Here is a 17,865-nt window from a genome sequence, read left to right on the forward strand (position 1 = left end):
GCCGTCTGAACCGGGTAATTGAGGGCTTTTTCCAGGTTTTTTTGCGGAGAAACCCGTGGGTCACAAAAAGGCCGGTGGCCACCGTGACGGTCCCTCGGGCGCTTGCTTTTAGGGCTTCTCGCAGGTATAAAAAATCAAATTTTTTTTTAAAACACTGTTCGAACGGTCAGTTTTTCATCCCAGCAAAGGTTAGTCCTCCATGGTCGCCAAGAAACTCAGTGCCCCCAATGTCACCAAGACCCGACTGCTGGAAGCGACCGAGGCATTATTTATCAAGTACGGCTACGACGCGGTGCTGCTGCGCCAGATCACCGAGCGGGCCAAGGTCAACCTGGCGGCGGTGAACTACCACTTCGGCGACAAGGATTCGCTGATGAAGGCCCTGTTGATGCAGCGCCTGGGGCCACTCAATGATCAGCGCCTGGAACTGCTGGCCAAGTGCGAGGAACAGGCCGAGGGCCCGCTGGACTGCGAAACCCTGCTGGGGGTGCTGTTCGCCCCGGCCATGGGCCTTGAGCGCAGCGACGAGAGTGGCGGCGTGGAAGGGCGCTCGTTCATCCGCTTCCTTGGCCGGGTCTACAGCGATACTTCGCCCTTTATCCAGGAATACCTCAAGGAGCATTACCAGCCGGTGTTCGAGCGCTTCTTCAAGGCCTTTGCCCTGGCTTTGCCGGACCTGCCGCGCAACGAGCTGGGGGTGCGCCTGCAATTTGCCCTCAAGGCTATTTCCGGCGTCATGGCCGGCACCGAGCTGCGCCTGCTGATGCAGGCCATGAGCCTTGGACGCCCGGCCACCGATGCTGAAGTCATGGCCAAGCTCATCAGCCTGGTGTCGGCGGCGATTCGCGCCCCCATGCAGGACCCCGATTCCGAGCAGGCCCTGGAGAAAGTCCTCGATACCCAGCGCCTGATCCGTCAGCAATCCCATTCCCTGGCCGGCTGATTCCCGGCTGAGCCGCCCGGCCCCGACAGCGCAGCAGGATCATTCGGAGCGTCAATGATTCTCGGGGCAGGTGCCCACATCTGCTAGGTTCTGCTCCTTGCATCTGCCTTGGAGCATTCGCCATGAGTTCCTCCCAACAGCATGTTCTGGCCGTCAACGGCATCGAGCTCAGTGTGCGGGTCAGCGGCCCGGAACACGGGCAGCCGGTATGGCTGCTGCACGGTTTTCCCGAGTGCTGGCATTCCTGGCGCCATCAAGTGCCGGCCCTGGTGGCAGCGGGATTCCGGGTGTTCGTCCCGGAAATGCGTGGCTATGGCCGCAGCTCGGCTCCCGAGGCGGTGCAGGCCTACGACCTGCTGACCCTGTGCGCCGATATCCAGCAGGCCATGCACGCCTTCGGCCAGCAGCGGGTGTGCATCGTCGGCCACGACTGGGGCGCCCCCGTGGCCTGGCACCTGGCGCTGCTGGAGCCGCAGCGGGTGGCGGCGCTGGTGACCCTGTCGGTGCCCTTTGCCGGGCGGCCGAAACGCCCGGCCAGCGAGATCATGCGCCAGGTGCACGGCGAGCATTTCAACTACATCCTCTACTTCCAGCAGCCGGGAGTGGCCGAGGTGGAACTGGACGCCGATATAGACGCCAGCCTGCGCCTGTTCATGGGCAATGTCGGTGCATTGCTGCAACCCAAGCCGGCCGATGCCCGGTTGTTCGACGGGGTGACGGTGCCCGCAGGGTTGCCGCAGTGGTGCAGCGAGGAGGATTTCCAGGCCTATCGCCAGACCTTCGCCGGGCGCGGCTTTCGCGGTGCCCTGAACTGGTACCGCAATTTCGAGCGGACCTGGAAGCGCACCGAGTTCCTGGCCGATGCCCAGGTCCAGCAACCGACCTTGTTCCTGCTGGGCGACCAGGACCCGGTTGGTGTACTGGAAGCCCATACCCTCAAGCGCATGCCGGGCAAGGTGGCGGACCTTGAGCAGCACCTGCTGGCGGACTGCGGGCACTGGATCCAGAACGAACGGCCACAGCAGGTCAATGCCCTGTTGCTGGATTTCCTGCAGCGCCGGTTCACCTAGAGAGCCCGCCGCCCCGCAGGAGCTGGCGTGCCAGCGAACGCGCCAGCAGGTGCGGCGCAAGGTGTTCGCCGGCAAGCCGGCTGCTACGAGGTCGGGTGGTGCCAGCGAAGGGGGCCGATCAACCGAGCATTTCCCGCATCCGGTGCCAGAGCATGCCCAGGGCCAGCAGTGGTGCCCGCAGGGCCGGGCCGCCGGGGAAGGTCATGTGCGGCACGCCGCTGAACACGTCCAGGCCGCGACTGTGGCCGGCATGGATGGCCTCGGCCAGTAGCCGGGCAGTCCAGTGGGTGACGTTCAGGCCATGCCCGGAATAGCCCTGGGCGTAGTACACATTGGGGTACTGCGACAGGCGCCCGACCTGGGGGAAGCGATTGGCGGTGATGCCGATCTTGCCGCCCCACTGGAAGTCGATCGCCACATCCTGCAACTGCGGGAAGACCTTGAGCATCTTGGGTCGCATGTAGCCGGCAATATCCGCCGGATCACGCCCCGAATAGTGGCAGGCACCGCCGAACAGCAAGCGCCGGTCCGCGGTCAGGCGGTAGTAGTCCAGGCCGACTTTCTGGTCGCACAGCGCCAGGTTGTCCGGGATCAGTTGCCTGGCCCGGGCCTCGGCCAGCGGCTCGGTGGTGATGATGTAGCTGCCCGCCGGCAGCACCTTGCCACTGAGCCGCGGCTCGAGGTCTTCCAGGTGGGCATTGCAGGCCAGCACCAGGTGCCCGGCAGTGACGGTGCCGGTTGCGCAGCGCACTTTCACACTGTCGCCGTGGGTCAGTTCCAGCACCGGGCTCTGCTCGAAGATCCTTACCCCCAGGGACGCTGCCAGCCGCGCTTCGCCCAGCACCAGCTTGAGCGGGTGCAAGTGCCCAGAGCCCATGTCCACCAGCCCCCCGGCATACACCGAGGAGGCCACCACCTGCTGCATGTCCTGGGGCGCCACCAGCCGAGTGGGGTGGCGGTAGCCCAGCCTGACCAGGCTGTCCTGCTCGGCCTGGAAGGCGGCGAACTGGGCCGGGGTGTTGGCCAACTCACAGAAGCCCCAGCGCAGGTCGCAGTCGATGGCATGTTCGCTGATGCGCTGGCGTACCACCTCCACCGAGTCGATGCCGGCCTGCTCGAGGTATTTCACCCCTTCCTGGCCGACGTAGCGGGCAAAGCCTGTGACCTCGTGGCCAATGCCGCGGATCAGTTGGCCGCCGTTGCGCCCGCTGGCGCCCCAGCCGATGCGCCGGGCTTCCAGGAGGATCACCGAGAGCCCGCGCCGGGCCAGCTCGATGGCGGTGTTGACCCCGGTGAAACCGCCGCCGATCACGCAGACGTCGGCGCTCGGTTGGCCCTCCAGCGATGGGTAGCCGGGCAGGCTGCCGGCCGAGGCGGCGTAGTAGGAGCGGGCATGCCCGTTGGCGCTGCCCGAAAGGTTTGGCTGAATCATTTGTTGGACTTCACTTTGCTCCAGGAGCGGGTCATCAAGCGCATGATGGCCGGCGACTGGGTGGTGGAGATGTACAGCTTGTCGAGCACGGCCTGAGGTGGATAGACCTCGGGGTTGTTCACCAGATCGGCCTCCATGTACTGCTGGGAAGCCGGGTTGGGGTTGGCGTAGCCGACATAGGCGCTGACCTTGGCGATCACTTGCGGGTCCAGCAGGTAGTTGATGAAGGCGTGGGCTTCCTTGACGTTGCCGGCATCGGCGGGAATCGCCAGCAGGTCGAACCACAGGTTGCTGCCTTCCTTGGGAATCGAATAGGCGATGTTCACCCCGTTCTTGGCTTCCTTGGCCCGGTTGGCGGCCTGGAATACGTCGCCGGAGTAACCGAAGGCGATGCAGATATCACCGTTGGCCAGGTCCGAAACGTACTTGGAGGAGTGGAAGTAGGTGATATAGGGACGCAGGGTCAGCAGCTTGGCCTCGGCCTTCTTGTAGTCCTCGGGGTTCTCGCTGCGCGGGTCCAGGCCCAGGTAGTTGAGTACCGCCGGGAACACTTCATCCGGTGAGTCCATCATCGACACCCCGCACTGCTGCAGCTTCTTGAGGTTCTCAGGCTCCAGCAGCACCGCCCAGGAGTCGATGTGGTCGATGCCCAGTACCTGCTTGACCTTGTCGACGTTGTAGCCGATGCCGTTGGTGCCCCAGAGGTAGGGCACCGAGTACTGGTTGCCGGGGTCGTTCTGCTCCAGCAGGGCCAGCAGCTTGGGGTCCAGGTTCTTCCAGTTGGGCAACTGCGAGCGGTCGAGCTTGAGGAACGCGCCGGCCTTCACCTGGCGCGCCAGGAAGTGGTTGGAGGGCACTACCACGTCGTAGCCGGTGCGCCCGGCCAGCAGTTTGCCCTCCAGGGTTTCGTTGGAGTCGAAGACGTCGTAGATCACCTTGACCCCGGTCTTGCCCTGGAAGTCGGCGAGGGTGGTCTGGCCGATGTAGTCGGTCCAGTTGTACACGCTGACACTGGGTTGTGCCTGGACGGCGGTGCTGCACAAGACCGCCAATGCTGCCGGGATCACTGCTTTCAAAAGACGCATATCGACACCTCTTCGGGTTGTTTTTGTTGATTGCAGAATGCGGGTTGTCAGACGCTGAGCAGCAGGAACTCGCGTTCCCAGGAGCTGATCACGCGCTTGAAGTTCTCGTGTTCGGCACGCTTGACCGCCACGTAGCCGCGCACGAACTTGCGCCCCAGGTACTGCTCGATGGTCGGGCAGTCCTCCATGTGTGCCAGGGCGTCCTCGATGGTGATCGGCAGGCGCAGGTTGCGCCGCTCGTAGGCCCGGCCTTCCACCGCGGCGCTGGGCTCGATGCCCTCGACCATGCCCAGGTAGCCGCACAGCAGGCTGGCGGCAATGGCCAGGTAGGGGTTGGCGTCGGCGCCGGGCAGGCGGTTTTCCACGCGTATGGCGTCGGGGCTTGCGGTCGGAACCCGCAGGCCCACGGTGCGGTTTTCCTCACCCCATTCGACGTTCACCGGGGCCGAGGTGTCCGGCAGGAAGCGGCGGAACGAGTTGACGTTGGGGGCGAACATCGGCAGCAATTTGGGGATGTACTTCTGCAGGCCGCCGATGTGGTGCAGGAACAGCTTGCTTTTCTCACCGTTGGCATCGACGAAGATCGGCTTGCCGGTGTCGATGTCCACCACGCTCTGGTGCAGGTGCATGGCGCTGCCGGGCTCGTCGGCCACCGGCTTGGCCATGAAGGTGGCGGTGACGTTGTGCTTGAGCGCCGCCTCGCGCAGGGTGCGCTTGAACACGGTGATCTGGTCCGCCAGGTCCAAGGCGTCGCCGTGGCGGAAGTTGATTTCCATCTGCGCCGGGCCGTCTTCGTGGATCAGCGTGTCCAGGTCCAGGCCCTGGGCTTCGCACCAGTCGTAGACATCTTCGAACAGCGGGTCGAATTCGTTGGCGGCATCGATGGAGAACGACTGGCGACCGCTTTCCGCGCGGCCGGAGCGGCCCAGGGGAGCCTTGAGCGGCAGGTCCGGGTCTTCGCAGCGCTGGGTCAGGTAGAACTCCATTTCCGGGGCGACGATCGGCTTCCAGCCCTTGTCGGTGTACAGCTGCAGCACTTTCTTCAACACGTTGCGCGGCGACAGTTCGATGGGGTTGCCGAATTTGTCGAAAGTGTCGTGGATGACGATGGCGGTGGGTTCGATGGCCCAGGGCACCAGGTAGATCGATGACGAGTCGGGGCGGCAGACCATGTCGATATCGGCCGGGTCCAGCAGTTCGTAGTACAGGTCGTCGTCGACAAAATCCCCGGTTACCGTTTGCAGCAGGACACTTTCCGGCAGGCGCATGCCTCGCTCATGCAGGAACTTGTTGGTGGGTGCGATCTTGCCGCGGGCAATGCCGGTCAGGTCGCTGACCACGCACTCTACTTCGGTAATCTTGTGATCTTTCAGCCAGGAGGAAAGCTGATCGAAAGGGGCGTTCATAAAGACCTCGATTATTGGTTTTATCTGCTCCGAGGTGAGCGGGAGTATCCCGGCAAGGCTTCCCCTGCGGCGCATTGGCGACTATCTTGGGCGAGCCTTGTTGTTCCATCTATCCACTTTAAGCAGAACCAAAACGCACCAAACGAGTGCGTAAGGTCCCCCGATGACAGCGTCCAATCCGCTTCAGGTCCAAGCCTTCAACACCTTCGATGTCGCCGATCAGATCCGTGCCACCCCGGGTTGGGTCCAGCATTACCAGCAGATGTCCCCTGGCCATTTCAACGGCCTGGTGCGCTACCTGGACCTGCAGGGCGTGGAGATCTACGAGGAATGCATGAATACCCGGGTCGAGCAGAATTTCAGTGCCCCCCAAGGCGCCCTGGCGTTCTGTTTCGACCGCAGCGACAACGCGCTGTACGTGCTCAACGGCGAGAGCCGCAATATCTGGATCACCCCGGAGAACTACCAGGAAGTGGCGGTGGTGTTCGGCCCCGAGTTCGTCCGCGGCCACGGCCTGGGTGTGGAGCGCCTCGACGGGCTGTTCATGGCGCCCCTCAACAGCCAGCAGAACGCCTTGTTCTGCCGCTGGCTGAGTTCGACCCTGACCCGCCTGTCCCAGACCCTCGACCCGCCCAGCCGCGAAGCCCTGACCCAGCAACTCCTGGAAGACTGCCTGTACATCCTCGACAACGCCTGCGTGCGCCTGGACCGCGGCGGCCTGCAACGGCGCAGCGAGGAGCGGGGGATCATGCAACGGGTAGCGCAGTGGGCCGCCGACGTGCCCGAGGAAACCCTCAACCTGCTGGAGCTGTCCCAGGTAGCCGGAGTGTCCCTGCGCCAGTTGCAGAGTGCGTTCAAGGCCTTTACCGGGATGGCCCCCAGCCAATGGCTGCGCCTGCGCCGGCTCAACAGCGCGCACCGTGAACTGCTCAGCCGAGGGCCGACTGAGACCACGGTGGCCGAGGTGGCGATGCACTGGTCGTTCTGGCACCTGGGGCGGTTTTCCAGCAGTTACCGGGCGCTGTTCAAGGAGCTGCCGAGCCAGACCTTGAAACGCAGTGCCGTGGCGCGTCGCTAGGGCGTGCGCCCGGGCCTTGCGGGCAAGCCCTCAGTACACTTGCAATGACTGGTTGAGGTCGCGCAGGGCCTGATCCAGCCGGGCCACGGCGGTGGACAATTGCTGCTCCTGGGCCGCCTCGGCCACCAGCTCTTCCAGGCTGACGCACAGCTCCAGCAAACCTTGGGTATTGAGCAGGTAGGCCGTGCCCTTGAGCTTGTGGGCGATGGCTTTCAGGGCCTGGCGATTGCCACTGGCCAGGGCCTTGCTCAAGGCCTGCAGTTCCTCGTTGTTGCTGTTGATCACGTGCTCGGCCAGAGCGGCGTGGATGTCGCCGTTCAACGACGGCACCGCGCTCTGCGCCTGGGGGGGCGTCAGGCTCAGCTTGGGGATCAGGCGGTTCAGCCCGGCAAGGCTGATCGGCTTGGTCAGGGCACTGTCCATGCCCGAAGCCAGGCAGCGTTCCAGTTCCTCAAGCTGGGCGCTGGCGGTCAGGCCGATGATGGTGCAGGGGCGCACCCCCATCTGGCCCTCCATGCGCCGGATCGCCTGGCTCATCTCATGGCCGCTCATCTGCGGCATGTTGCAGTCGGTGATGATGATATCCACGTCATGCTCCTGCCACATGGCCAGGCCTTCCAGGCCGTTGTAGGCGATCAGGGCCTCGTGTCCCAGGTAGTTGATCTGCTGGTTGAGCAGGTACTGGCTGGGCAGGTGGTCTTCGACGATCAACACGCACAGGGGCTGGTCGGTGCTGTTGAGCACCGCTTGTTCCGCGCTGTCGGTGGCGCTGCTGCGCTCGTCGGCAACGCGCTGAAAACAGGCCTTGAAGGTCATGCGGGTACCTACGCCAAGTTCGCTCTGGACCTGCAGGCTGCCGTTCATCAACTGGGTCAGCGAATGACTGATGGACAGGCCCAGCCCCGACCCGGCGTTAGGGTTGCTGACCACGCTGTCGACCTCGAAGAACGGGGTGAAGATCTTCTGGATCTGCGAAGCCGGAATGCCCGGGCCGGTGTCGATCACTTCGACATGGAAGTCGAGAAAGTGTTGATCTTTCACCTGGCCCAGGCAACGGATATGGATCTCGCCCTGTTCGGTGAACTTGATCGCGTTACTCAGCAGGTTGGAGATGATCTGCTTGAACTTCAGGCCATCGATCCACACTTGCGCGGTGGCCCAGGCATCGAACTGCAGGTGGATGTCCAGGTGCTTCTGGCGGGCCAGGCCATCGAAGACATTGGCCACCGATTCGATCAGGTCCTTGAGGCTGGCGGCTTCCGGGCGCAGGGTCAGGCGCCCGGATTCGATCCGCGAGATATCCAGGATATGGCCGATCAGCGCCAGCAGGTTCTGCGCCGACTCGTAGGCGATATGCACGGAGCGGGTATTGAGTTCGCGGTCGTTGTCACGGGTCAGCACCAGCTCCAGCATGCCGACGATGGCGCTCAGGGGGGTACGGATCTCATGGCTCATGGTGGTCAGGAACACGGTCTTGCTGCGGCTGGCATGCTCGGCGGCTTCTTTGGCATCGCGCAACTGGTCGAGGATCAACTGGCGCTGCAGCAGGTCCAGGCGCTTGCGAATGATCCGTCGTCGCTGGCTCAGAATCCACCAGGCCGCCAGCACCAGCATCAGGCCCAGGCTGCCCAGGATTTTCCAGGTGAAGGCCGTCACACCTTTCCAGTAGCTATCGTCGGTGCTGCCGCTGGCGCGCCAGCGACCCAGGACCTGCAGGTATTCCTGAGGGCTGATCTCGGCCATGGCCTGGTCGATGATGGCGATCAGTTGCTGCTGGCTTTGCGGTGCGGCGAAGGCGATCCGGGCTTCCTGGCCTTGCATCATGCCGTGAATCTTCAGGCTGTTCTGGAGCCTGAAGGACAGGTAGTAGTTGGCCAGGTTGGCTGGTGCCAGGGTGAAGTCCGCCTTGCCTTGGCGCACCCGGTTGAGGGCCTCGGCAACGGTGGATGTCTGCTGGACCCATAGCCGTGGATAGCGCTCGCGCAGGTCCTCGCTCTGCAGGTAGCCGGAGGCGAGCGCCACGGAGCCGATGGAGTCGCGGTTCAGCGGTGCCAGGGGCGGTGCGTCGGTCTTGCGCACAATCACATAGGGCGTAGTGACGATGGGCCGGGTGTACAGGTAGGACGCACGCCTGGGGTTGGCGCGGGCCAGTATGCTGAGGTCTGCACGGCCTTCGCGCAGGCGGGTGTCGACCTGCTTGAGCGAGCCGACCCGGGAGACCTCGAAGCGCAGCCCGCTCTTGCGTCGGATGAGGTCCAGAAGGTCCGAAGCGATGCCGTTGAACAGCCCGCGGCTGTTGAAAAACGCATAGGGCGCCAGGTCGTCGCTGATCACCAGCCGCACCGGCGGTGCATGCTCCAGCCAGAGACGCTGATCGGCGTCCAGGCGTTCGCGAAAACTGTTGGAGTCGCAGTTACCCGTACCGCCCCACATCTGCAGCGCCGATATCACCTGGCAGCGCTTGATGCCGCCCAGGGCTCGCTCGAGCAACTGTTGCAGGTGGGTATTGTCACGGGCCACGGCAAACCCGACCCGGATTTCCGGCAACCGTGCACTGTGGCTGATCACCAACTGGTCGCTGAACAATTGGCTGGATAGATAGCCGGTAGACAGCGAGTCCCCCAGGTAGATATCTGCGTCGCCATCGAGTACCGAGCCCATGGCGGCGCGGGGGGAATCGTACAGCTGGATCAGGCCCCGTCCGCCGGTGCGCAGATAGAGCTCCAGGGCCATGCCGCGGGTGGCGGCGATCCGTGTCCTGGAGATGTTCGCGCGGTAGTCCCGCAGGTCACCGCTCTCGGCATACAGGGCCAGTTCGGTGACCGCGTAGCTCGGGCTCAGCCGGACCTGGTAATCCTCGGCTTCCACCTGGGTAGCGCTGTCTACCAGGTCGACCTCACCACTGCGCAAGGCGTGATAGGCGGCATCCGTATTGGGGTAGGTGCGGACTTCCACGGGGATCGCCAGCTCGCGCTGCAAGGCCCCCAGGTAGTCGGCCCCTATGCCTTCGAGTTCATGGCGCTGGTTGATTTCCCGGTAGGGGGGCAGGTCGCCACTGACGATGCCGACCAACAGGGCCTCTTTGTTACGCAGCCAGGTCTGTTCATCGATGCTGGGGCGAATATCGAGGAAGTCCAGCGGCTGGCGGGCACGGATCTTCACCCTGTCCTGCGCGAATACCGGCAGGGCCAACCACAATATCAGTACGAAAAACAGCGGGCGCGGCAGTAACCTCACATCAGGTTACTCAGACCAGTTCGTTCTGCCTGGCGATGTTCACCAGATCCACCACCGAAGTGACCCCAAGCTTGCTCAAGATATTGATCTTGTGGCCGCTGACGGTCTTGTTGCTCAGGTGCAGTTTCTCGGCGATCTCAAGATTGGTCAGACCTTCAGCGAGCAGCTTGAGGACTTCCAGTTCACGATTGGTCAGCGCCGCCAGGACGTCGCTGCTGTGTTTGCCGCGGCCGCCATCGCTGAACGGCATCGACTTCTTTGGGAAGAACACATAGCCCTCGACGATGGTGTCCACCGCCTTGAGCAGTCTGGTCAGGGGTTCGTTCTTGCTCACGAAACCACTGGCTCCGGCCTGCAGGCAGCGCATGGCATAGGTGTCGACGGACTGGGCGGTGAACACCAGCACCCGCACATCCAGGTTCGCCTGGGCGATGCGCTTGAGCACGGTGAGACCGTCCATTTTTTCCAGGCTGACATCCAGGATCACGATGTCCGGCTTCAGCGACAGGATCATGTTCAGGGCGCTGATACCGTCGGCAGTTTCGCCAACAATGGAGTAGCCCTGAGTCTCCAGGGTTTTGCGAATCGCCTCACAGACTACCGGGTGATCATCGACGATCAGTACACTTTTACTCATGCCAGGTTATCCAGAATCAAAATATCTAGGTAATAAGTGAGCCAACAACGGTCAGCGCCTTGATGAAATCTGAGGCTGGTTGAGATTTTTCTCTGACCTAGGGCGGATTTGCGGAAAGCTCAAATAAGAAAATGATGCCGAATAAGCCCCTCAGGGTCATCAGAATGTCACTGGCAGGCTAGCAGGAAGCAACCTGAGTACTGCCAAGAAAATTCCTGTTTTCGAATCCATTCCTTCGGGTTGACGGGCTCTTGGCAGCGATCTCGACTAGATGAATGCAATTCAAGACTATTCCTACATCCCACCCACAGCGCAGAGCTTATCTTGCCCTGTCATTCAGCCAGGCACAGGGCGAGCCTGAGTGGCGGGCAGCATTCTAGTGCACTGTGCCAGCAGTGTGACGGCCCACTATTTTTCAGAGGTCGAACCAAGCGATGTTGAAGTTAAGGGTAGGGGTACTGGAGCAACATAATATTGTCCGCCACGGTCTGTACAAGCATCTGTCCAGGCAGTCGGTTCTGTGCCTGAGCGAGTTCTTCAATTTCTCCGACATGTTGGAGGCCCTTGAACAAAACCAGCTGGACGTGCTGATGATCGGCCACCTGATGGATCGCGACCCGATTCATCTGGTGCGGAACTTGAGTACCCGTTACCCCGATCTGAAAATACTCGTGCTGCTGAACCGTCCCGACCCTGTAATTGCCTCGCAGCTACAGGCCGTGGGCGCGCATGGGGTGATGTCCAAGACGCAGTCTTTGCCGGACTACGCTGATGCGCTGCGAAGCCTGGCTCGCGGCGAACGCTATGCCATGCTCAGCGATGGCCGGGCAAGCATGGAAAAGCCACTCTACGACGCCTAGCCGAACAGGCCGCGTAGCCCTCGATTCAAGATTTTCTTTGGAAAACTTCAAGACGTTTCTTGTTATGGCGAGGCGGCCGGCGCTCTAGAGTACCCGGCACTGGTGACCTGAAAGACTGTCGCAAGGCCGTGACGGTCGGTGGGCCAGGACCACTCGGACTAGAGGCTTGAGAGGATGGAATATCCAGTTCTGAAGACCACCATCGAACGTTCTGGAGGCGCTATGTCACTTGTCGTTAACAAGCCCTTGCGCATCGCAGTGCTGGACGATCACGCATTGATTCGCATGGCAATGCAGCTACAGCTGCAGAGCGTGGCGGATTTCCAGCTGGTGGGTTTGTATGCCAGCAGCGGCGAGCTGATCTCGGCCCTGCGTGATACCGAACTGGACCTGTTGGTGCTCGATTACCAGCTGCAGGAATGCGACCTGGATGGCCTGCGCCTGATCCGCCTGTTGCGCAACAAATACCCGCATTTACTGATCCTGGTGTCCTCGGCCACCGAGACGCCGTTTTTCGTCAAGCAGATCATCGATATCGGAGCCAATGGCTTTCTCGGCAAATCACAATCCCTGGACGACCTGATTCCAGCTATCCGCACGGTAGCCAGCAAGCGGCTCTATCTGTCGCCGTTGCTGGCTTTCGCCGTGCAGCACCCGCCAATCGGCCCCGCCGCCGAGCCGGGCAGCCCGCCATTGACCAGCCTTGAGACCCTGTCCCCCAAGGAGAACGAAGTCTTGCGCTGCTTTCTGGATGGCCTGCGGATCTCGCAGATCGCCAGCAAGTTTTCCCGCAGCATCAAGACCATCAGCGGGCAGAAGCAGGCCGCGTTCAGAAAGCTGGGGATCCGTACCGACGCCGAGCTGTTCAAGGTGCAGCGCAAGCTGGACCTGCATATTGCTTCCCGCGAGCCGGCAGACGAGCGTGCCCAGGACGACGCGACCCAACTGCCCCCTTAATTGGCCCGGAGCACCGTCCAGATCGCCGATGAACGCTCTGGACGCTGACGCAAGTTTCCTGGCTTCTCAGCCATTAACAGCCTCGTACCCCATGCTTAAGCTGAACCTCTCGTCCAGTGCCCCCGGGCAATTGGGTCATTGAACCCCGAAGGGAAAGTTCAAGCATGAAAAAATTGGAAAAGAAAGTTGCCCTGGTGACAGGGGCTTCCAAGGGTATTGGCGCGGACATCGCCAAGCAGTTGGCTCGCAACGGCGCGACGGTGATCGTCAACTACGCTCGCAGCAAGGCCGACGCCGACGCTGTGGTGGCGCAGATCTTGGAGCAGGGCGGTAGGGCCTATGCGATCCAGGCCGATGTGGCCAGGAGCCTTGAGGTCAAGACCCTGTTCAAGACCATAGAGCATCTGTACGGCCGCCTCGATATCCTGGTCAATAACGCCGGGGTCTATTCCACCGGCTCACTGGCGCAGGTCACTGAAGATGAGTTCCACCGGCATTTCGACCTGAACGTATTGGGTCTGATTCTGTGTTGCCAGGCGGCGTTGGACTGCTTCAACCCACAAGGGGCGAGCATCATCAATGTCAGTTCCAGCGTCACCTCCTTCACCCCTGCCAATTCGGCGATCTACACCGCTTCCAAGGGCGCGGTGGATGCGATAACTCGCACCCTGGCCAATGAGCTGGGCCCCAGGAACATCCGGGTCAATTCGGTCAACCCGGGGCTTGTGATGACTGAGGGGGTGCTCTCCAGCGGCTTCTTCGCAGATGAGTTCCGCACCAAGATCGAGACACTCACGCCCCTGGGGCGCATTGGCGTACCTCGGGACATTTCGCCGGCGGTGGTCTTCCTGGCCTCGGACGATGCCAGTTGGATCACTGGCGAAACCCTGGTCATCGGCGGTGGTTTGCGCTGAGCGCTACAGGCTCTGCTGGCCGCGCTGATAATGGCGCGGGGCTTCGCTCATCACGCGCTTGAAGGCGGTACTGAAGGCGCTTTCGGACTCATAACCCAGGGAGAAGGCGATGCTGGAGATACTGTCGTCGGAATTACGCAAGCGGTCGCTGGCCAGCAGCATTCGCCAGCGGGTCAGGTATTCCATGGGAGCAACCCCGACTACGGTCTTGAACCGCTGGGCAAAGGCCGAGCGCGACATGTTGGCCAGGCGTGCCAGTTCTTCCACGCTCCAGCGCCGCGCTGGCTCACCATGCAGTGCACTGATGGCGGCACTCAGGTGTCGGTCGGCCAGGCCGGCGAACCAGCCGGTGCCATCGCTGCCCAGGGTTCCCAGGTGAGCACGCAGCACCTCCACCAGCATGATGTGGGCCAGGTGTTCGGTCATCAATGAACGTCCCGGCTTGTGCTGGTGCAGTTCCGAAGTAAAGCGCTCCAGGGCCCAGCGCAGAATCGAGGCCTGGGCCGAGACACCGGTCAGGTGCACCAGGGACGGTAGGGTACTGAGCAGGACTTGGGCCGGGACCCCGGTGAACTCGAAGCGTCCACCCACCAATTGGGTATCGGCGCCGCAGTAGTCAAGGGTGATTTCGTCTTCAGCGATCCGTTGGAAGTAGGAGGCGGAATCCATCGGGACCTGGTTCATATCGCTGTAAAGGGCAAAGGGCACGCCCCGGGTCATGAGGAAGCAGTCACCTTGTTGCAAGCGTTGCGGTTGTTGTTCGCCTGCAACTAATAGCCAGCAGCCACCTTGAACTACGGTAGTGAACTTGATTCCGGCATTCTCGGGAAAACTGAACGCCCAATCACCCGCCATTCTTAATGTTGCGGAGTGATAGTTGCGAATTCGCAATAAAGAAAGAACGCCTGAAAGCGGATCCATTGGTTGCCCTTTGGGGATTTTGAAAATGGGAGGTGAATGTTAACACCGTGATTATCCTGATGGATATATAAAGTCGCGCATCGACTTGCCCGAAATCGTTATGAAAGTTGTAACTTGAAAAGGAATAAACATGAATATCCAATTAGATGAAGTCTATGGTCCGTTGATTAACGGTGTATTTGAGAGTCGTGACAAACAGGCATTGCCAGCCCTGGATCCGGCCACCGGAAAGTGCCTGGCGACTATTCATTACTGTGACGCTCAAGATGTCGATAGAGCGGTGAATGCGGCGCAGGCGGCCTTTGCCGGATGGAATGCATTGGGTCAGCAGGAACGGGGTCGATTGCTCAATGCCCTGGCCGACGCGGTGGAGGCGGACAGTGAACGCTTGGCGCGGATCGATGCCCATGACGTGGGGCGTTGCATCAGCGAGGTACGCAAGGATTACCAGACTGCGGTACGTCACTACCGCTATTTTGCCTCGGTGATCATGGCCCATGAAGACCATGGCCGAGAGATCCCCGGTGGCTACGCCCTGGGCAAGCGCGAGCCCCTGGGGGTGTGCGGGCAGATCATCCCCTGGAATGCGCCGGCGATCATGGCATCGTTCAAGCTGGCGCCAGCCCTGGCGGCTGGCAACACCGTGGTGCTCAAACCGGATGAAAATGCTTCGCTGTCGACCCTGGAACTGGGCAAGCACATCACGCGGATTTTCCCGGCTGGGGTGGTCAATATCGTCACCGGCCTGGGGGAAGTCGTAGGTGCAGCCCTGAGCCAGCACCCCAAGGTGCGCAAGCTGTCCTTTACCGGCAGCACCGAAGTGGGGCGCATTGTTGCGCGAGTAGCGGCCGACCGGCTGGTGCCGGCGACCCTGGAATTGGGTGGCAAGAGCGCCAACATCGTGTTCCCGGATATCGATGACCTGGATGCCGTGGTAGACAACGCCACCTTCGCAGCGATCCACAATAACGGGCAGTCATGCCTGGCCGGCACTCGGCTGTTCGTCCATGACGCTATCTTCGAGACGTTCAAGCAAAAGCTGATCGAGTCATTCCAGCGGGTCAGCGTGGGTTCGCCGCTGGATGAAAATGCGCGGGTCAGTTGCCTGGTATCGGCCAGGCAGGGTGAAAAAGTCCTGGAGTACATTGCCCTCGGAGTGCAGGAGGGGGCTGAGCTGCTGGTGGGCGGAGCCCGGGTCGAGGTGCCGGATTGCCCGGCGGGCTACTTTATCCAGCCCACGGTTTTCGAGGTCCGCAATGACATGCGCATCTGCCGGGAAGAGATCTTCGGCCCCGTGCTGTCACTGATCCGCTGGAGCGATTACGAGCAGATGATCGCCCAGGCCAATGACTCCGAATACGGTCTGGCCGCCGGTATCTACACCAGCAACCTGAAGCACGCCATGGATACCGCCAATCGCCTGGAGGCCGGTTCAGTGTGGATCAATCGCTACTCCAACATCAGCGACGGCACGGCGTTCGGTGGCTACAAGAACAGCGGTATTGGCCGCGAGTTCAGCCGCGAAACCCTGAATGCCTACACCCAGATCAAGACCATCACGGTCCAGGCTGAGGTGCCGGCGCCCTGGTTTGCACCGCGCTGAATCGCGAGTGTCATTAAACCGCCTGTTCCCTTCGGGAACAGGCGGTTTTTCTTTTGTAATCAATTAAACAAGCTATAGGTTTGTAGGATTAGTCCTACATATTTAGATGATTTATCTTTAGATGCAGGGCGATTCCTACGATTGTTGCACTTTCTGTCCTGGGTAAGAATTTGCTCGCTTCCTTTAAGGAACAATTAAAGCCATCAACTTACACAGACCAAGGAAATGACAGTGTTCAATCCCATGAGAGCTATTCTGGCAATTACTGCCTCTGGCCTTGTTGCCAGTTCCGCAATGGCGGCTGACGGGACAATCAACTTCACGGGTGAAATCAGCGGCGTATCGTGCAGCATTACAGCCGGCGGAGGCACAGTCGCAGGTGGTGCTCAAACCATTACCGTGCCTTTGGGGAAAGTCAGTATTGATTCAATAAAAACCCCCGCAGAGGGTACTATCGCCTCAACTGTTCGAATCAATCTAAATCTGGACTGCGGCTCAACCGGAACGGGTCTTAGCACAGTTGATATGAAGTTTGACCCTGCTGCCGGTTCTGGCATTGATCTCAAGGACCCCAGACTCTTGAAAACTCAGGGGGCGGGCAAAGGTGTAGGTATCGCGATCTATAATGAAAATAATCAAATAGTAAATATGTCCGCGAACGAAATCATCAGTGGAACATTGACTCAGTCACCTCCAAGTACTGGCACTTATAAGAGTAGCATCAGCTTGCGTGCCGGTTATGTTGCCAATGCTGAAGACTTTGTCGCAGGCAAGGCTGATGGCACCCTGCCGTTTAGCTTGACTTACAAGTAATAGTAAAAAAAGAGAGGCTGAACATGCCTCTCTTGCTCACGGGTGGTGTCTATTCAATGAACGCAATTTCCAGATACTTGCTGCTGGGCTTCGCCTTGTTCGGCAGTAGCCTTGCCTGTGCCGGAATTACCCTCGATGGAACTCGAGTGATATACCCGGAAAAAAGTAAGGAAGTTTCCATCCTGGTCAGGAACACTGGTTCGCAGGACATCATGATTCAATCCTGGCTGGAATCCAATGAACTGCATAATGAACAGAATATTCCCTTTGCTCTGACCCCTTCCTTGAGTCGCCTTGCCGGGAATAACCAACAGATGTTGAGGATCTTTTATTACGGCAAGGGTTTACCAACTGATAAAGAGTCGATCTTCTGGTTGAACGTGCAGGAAATCCCGCAAAAGTCAGCGGAACAAAATACCCTGCAAATTGCCGTGCGTCAGCGCATCAAGGTGTTCTATCGCCCGAAAAGCCTGACGGAAAACTCCCAGGAGGCAGTCGGCAACTTGAAGTGGAAAATGCTTCGCGAGAATGGGAAGAGCTATTTGCAAGTTTCTAATGGTTCGCCTTATCACATCTCCTTTAGTTCGGGAGTGTTAAGTGTGGGCGAAAAGAAATACCCCGTTGAGTTGGATATGGTGACGCCCGGAAGTGTCAGCAAGTTTGGTGTGACGGGAGAGCCTACGGCTCAGCCAGGCCAGCGGGCGCTCGTTGAGTTTCATAGCATTAACGACTACGGCACTCCAATCAAGGGTACGGCGACTGTCAGTTATTGAAAGTGGCTGCCTCGCTGGCTTATTCGATACTTGCTTTGTAGAGAGCAGGCTGATGTTCAATCACTGGTATAAGGGATTGCGCCTGTGCACGGTTTCAGGAAAAAGCTCAATCTGAAGAATACAGGTTGTTCCTTTT

General features: G+C 60.4%; 15 protein-coding genes. 9 read left to right on the forward strand and 6 right to left on the reverse strand.

The genetic code is table 11. The features are described from left to right. The first annotated feature begins 199 nt into the window (after nt 1-199). Both AC1RMG_RS04930 and AC1RMG_RS04935 read left to right on the forward strand, forming a co-directional pair. A complete protein-coding gene (locus tag AC1RMG_RS04930) occupies nt 200-943 on the forward strand; it encodes a TetR/AcrR family transcriptional regulator (protein WP_011061237.1) in 744 nt (247 codons plus the stop codon). A gap of 122 nt (nt 944-1,065) precedes the next feature. Continuing rightward, nucleotides 1,066-2,013 carry an alpha/beta fold hydrolase gene (locus AC1RMG_RS04935; RefSeq protein WP_065364020.1) on the forward strand — a complete coding sequence of 316 codons (948 nt, stop codon included), beginning with the start codon at nt 1,066-1,068 and terminating at the stop codon, nt 2,011-2,013. 118 nt (nt 2,014-2,131) lie between these two features. On the opposite strand, the gene AC1RMG_RS04940 is transcribed toward AC1RMG_RS04935, so the two are convergent. From AC1RMG_RS04940 to AC1RMG_RS04950, 3 genes are read right to left on the reverse strand one after another with little or no spacing between them, the layout of a single operon-like run. Beyond that, the gene (locus AC1RMG_RS04940) at nt 2,132-3,445 is read right to left on the reverse strand and encodes an NAD(P)/FAD-dependent oxidoreductase (RefSeq protein WP_011061239.1); all 1,314 of its coding nucleotides are present in this window, start codon (nt 3,443-3,445) and stop codon (nt 2,132-2,134) included. After that, nucleotides 3,442-4,530, reverse strand: a complete 1,089-nt coding sequence (locus AC1RMG_RS04945; RefSeq protein ID WP_350404886.1) for a polyamine ABC transporter substrate-binding protein — start codon at nt 4,528-4,530, stop codon at nt 3,442-3,444. The genes AC1RMG_RS04940 and AC1RMG_RS04945 overlap by 4 nt, the downstream gene beginning before the upstream one ends. 47 nt (nt 4,531-4,577) lie before the next feature. Continuing rightward, nucleotides 4,578-5,936: a glutamine synthetase family protein gene (locus tag AC1RMG_RS04950; protein WP_493168554.1), complete on the reverse strand. Its 1,359-nt coding sequence runs from the start codon at nt 5,934-5,936 to the stop codon at nt 4,578-4,580. A 163-nt stretch (nt 5,937-6,099) separates the two neighbouring features. Between AC1RMG_RS04950 and AC1RMG_RS04955 the strand changes: the two genes are divergently transcribed. After that, entirely contained in the window at nt 6,100-7,014 is a 915-nt protein-coding gene (locus AC1RMG_RS04955; protein ID WP_011061242.1) for a helix-turn-helix domain-containing protein, read from the forward strand. A 30-nt stretch (nt 7,015-7,044) separates the two neighbouring features. Here the strand turns inward: AC1RMG_RS04955 and AC1RMG_RS04960 are convergent, their stop codons facing one another. Together AC1RMG_RS04960 and AC1RMG_RS04965 are read right to left on the reverse strand one after the other, a co-directional pair. Then, nucleotides 7,045-10,251 carry an ATP-binding protein gene (locus tag AC1RMG_RS04960; RefSeq protein ID WP_370059108.1) on the reverse strand — a complete coding sequence of 1,069 codons (3,207 nt, stop codon included), beginning with the start codon at nt 10,249-10,251 and terminating at the stop codon, nt 7,045-7,047. Between the two features lie 10 nt (nt 10,252-10,261). Next, nucleotides 10,262-10,888, reverse strand: coding sequence for a response regulator transcription factor (locus tag AC1RMG_RS04965; RefSeq protein ID WP_125063114.1), 627 nt, complete (start codon nt 10,886-10,888; stop codon nt 10,262-10,264). 434 nt (nt 10,889-11,322) lie between these two features. Between AC1RMG_RS04965 and AC1RMG_RS04970 the strand changes: the two genes are divergently transcribed. The 3 genes from AC1RMG_RS04970 (at nt 11,323) to AC1RMG_RS04980 (ending at nt 13,619) form a co-directional block, all read left to right on the forward strand. Further along, entirely contained in the window at nt 11,323-11,748 is a 426-nt protein-coding gene (locus AC1RMG_RS04970; RefSeq protein ID WP_370059109.1) for a response regulator transcription factor, read from the forward strand. A 222-nt stretch (nt 11,749-11,970) separates the two neighbouring features. Beyond that, nucleotides 11,971-12,705 carry a response regulator transcription factor gene (locus tag AC1RMG_RS04975; RefSeq protein WP_077934099.1) on the forward strand — a complete coding sequence of 245 codons (735 nt, stop codon included), beginning with the start codon at nt 11,971-11,973 and terminating at the stop codon, nt 12,703-12,705. Between the two features lie 164 nt (nt 12,706-12,869). Further along, nucleotides 12,870-13,619 carry an SDR family NAD(P)-dependent oxidoreductase gene (locus AC1RMG_RS04980; RefSeq protein ID WP_123473363.1) on the forward strand — a complete coding sequence of 250 codons (750 nt, stop codon included), beginning with the start codon at nt 12,870-12,872 and terminating at the stop codon, nt 13,617-13,619. A gap of 3 nt (nt 13,620-13,622) precedes the next feature. On the opposite strand, the gene AC1RMG_RS04985 is transcribed toward AC1RMG_RS04980, so the two are convergent. Continuing rightward, a complete protein-coding gene (locus AC1RMG_RS04985) occupies nt 13,623-14,540 on the reverse strand; it encodes an AraC family transcriptional regulator (protein WP_065364024.1) in 918 nt (305 codons plus the stop codon). Nucleotides 14,541-14,670: 130 nt separating this feature from the next. Between AC1RMG_RS04985 and AC1RMG_RS04990 the strand changes: the two genes are divergently transcribed. The 3 genes from AC1RMG_RS04990 (at nt 14,671) to AC1RMG_RS05000 (ending at nt 17,729) form a co-directional block, all read left to right on the forward strand. Further along, a complete protein-coding gene (locus AC1RMG_RS04990) occupies nt 14,671-16,143 on the forward strand; it encodes an aldehyde dehydrogenase family protein (RefSeq protein WP_065364025.1) in 1,473 nt (490 codons plus the stop codon). A 225-nt stretch (nt 16,144-16,368) separates the two neighbouring features. Continuing rightward, a complete protein-coding gene (locus tag AC1RMG_RS04995) occupies nt 16,369-16,956 on the forward strand; it encodes a fimbrial protein (RefSeq protein WP_125063112.1) in 588 nt (195 codons plus the stop codon). A gap of 23 nt (nt 16,957-16,979) precedes the next feature. Next, the gene (locus tag AC1RMG_RS05000) at nt 16,980-17,729 is read left to right on the forward strand and encodes a fimbrial biogenesis chaperone (RefSeq protein ID WP_493168559.1); all 750 of its coding nucleotides are present in this window, start codon (nt 16,980-16,982) and stop codon (nt 17,727-17,729) included. Nucleotides 17,730-17,865: the final 136 nt, after the last annotated feature.

Source organism: Pseudomonas sp. GW822-FHT04H02 (genome assembly GCF_058800645.1).

Coding starts and splice junctions, on each gene's coding strand:
- AC1RMG_RS04930 (WP_011061237.1), top strand. CDS start 200: ATGGTCGCCAAGAAACTCAGTGCCCCCAATGTCACCAAGACCCGACTG.
- AC1RMG_RS04935 (WP_065364020.1), top strand. CDS start 1,066: ATGAGTTCCTCCCAACAGCATGTTCTGGCCGTCAACGGCATCGAGCTC.
- AC1RMG_RS04940 (WP_011061239.1), bottom strand. CDS start 3,445: ATGATTCAGCCAAACCTTTCGGGCAGCGCCAACGGGCATGCCCGCTCC.
- AC1RMG_RS04945 (WP_350404886.1), bottom strand. CDS start 4,530: ATGCGTCTTTTGAAAGCAGTGATCCCGGCAGCATTGGCGGTCTTGTGC.
- AC1RMG_RS04950 (WP_493168554.1), bottom strand. CDS start 5,936: ATGAACGCCCCTTTCGATCAGCTTTCCTCCTGGCTGAAAGATCACAAG.
- AC1RMG_RS04955 (WP_011061242.1), top strand. CDS start 6,100: ATGACAGCGTCCAATCCGCTTCAGGTCCAAGCCTTCAACACCTTCGAT.
- AC1RMG_RS04965 (WP_125063114.1), bottom strand. CDS start 10,888: ATGAGTAAAAGTGTACTGATCGTCGATGATCACCCGGTAGTCTGTGAG.
- AC1RMG_RS04970 (WP_370059109.1), top strand. CDS start 11,323: ATGTTGAAGTTAAGGGTAGGGGTACTGGAGCAACATAATATTGTCCGC.
- AC1RMG_RS04975 (WP_077934099.1), top strand. CDS start 11,971: ATGTCACTTGTCGTTAACAAGCCCTTGCGCATCGCAGTGCTGGACGAT.
- AC1RMG_RS04980 (WP_123473363.1), top strand. CDS start 12,870: ATGAAAAAATTGGAAAAGAAAGTTGCCCTGGTGACAGGGGCTTCCAAG.
- AC1RMG_RS04985 (WP_065364024.1), bottom strand. CDS start 14,540: ATGGATCCGCTTTCAGGCGTTCTTTCTTTATTGCGAATTCGCAACTAT.
- AC1RMG_RS04990 (WP_065364025.1), top strand. CDS start 14,671: ATGAATATCCAATTAGATGAAGTCTATGGTCCGTTGATTAACGGTGTA.
- AC1RMG_RS04995 (WP_125063112.1), top strand. CDS start 16,369: ATGACAGTGTTCAATCCCATGAGAGCTATTCTGGCAATTACTGCCTCT.
- AC1RMG_RS05000 (WP_493168559.1), top strand. CDS start 16,980: ATGCCTCTCTTGCTCACGGGTGGTGTCTATTCAATGAACGCAATTTCC.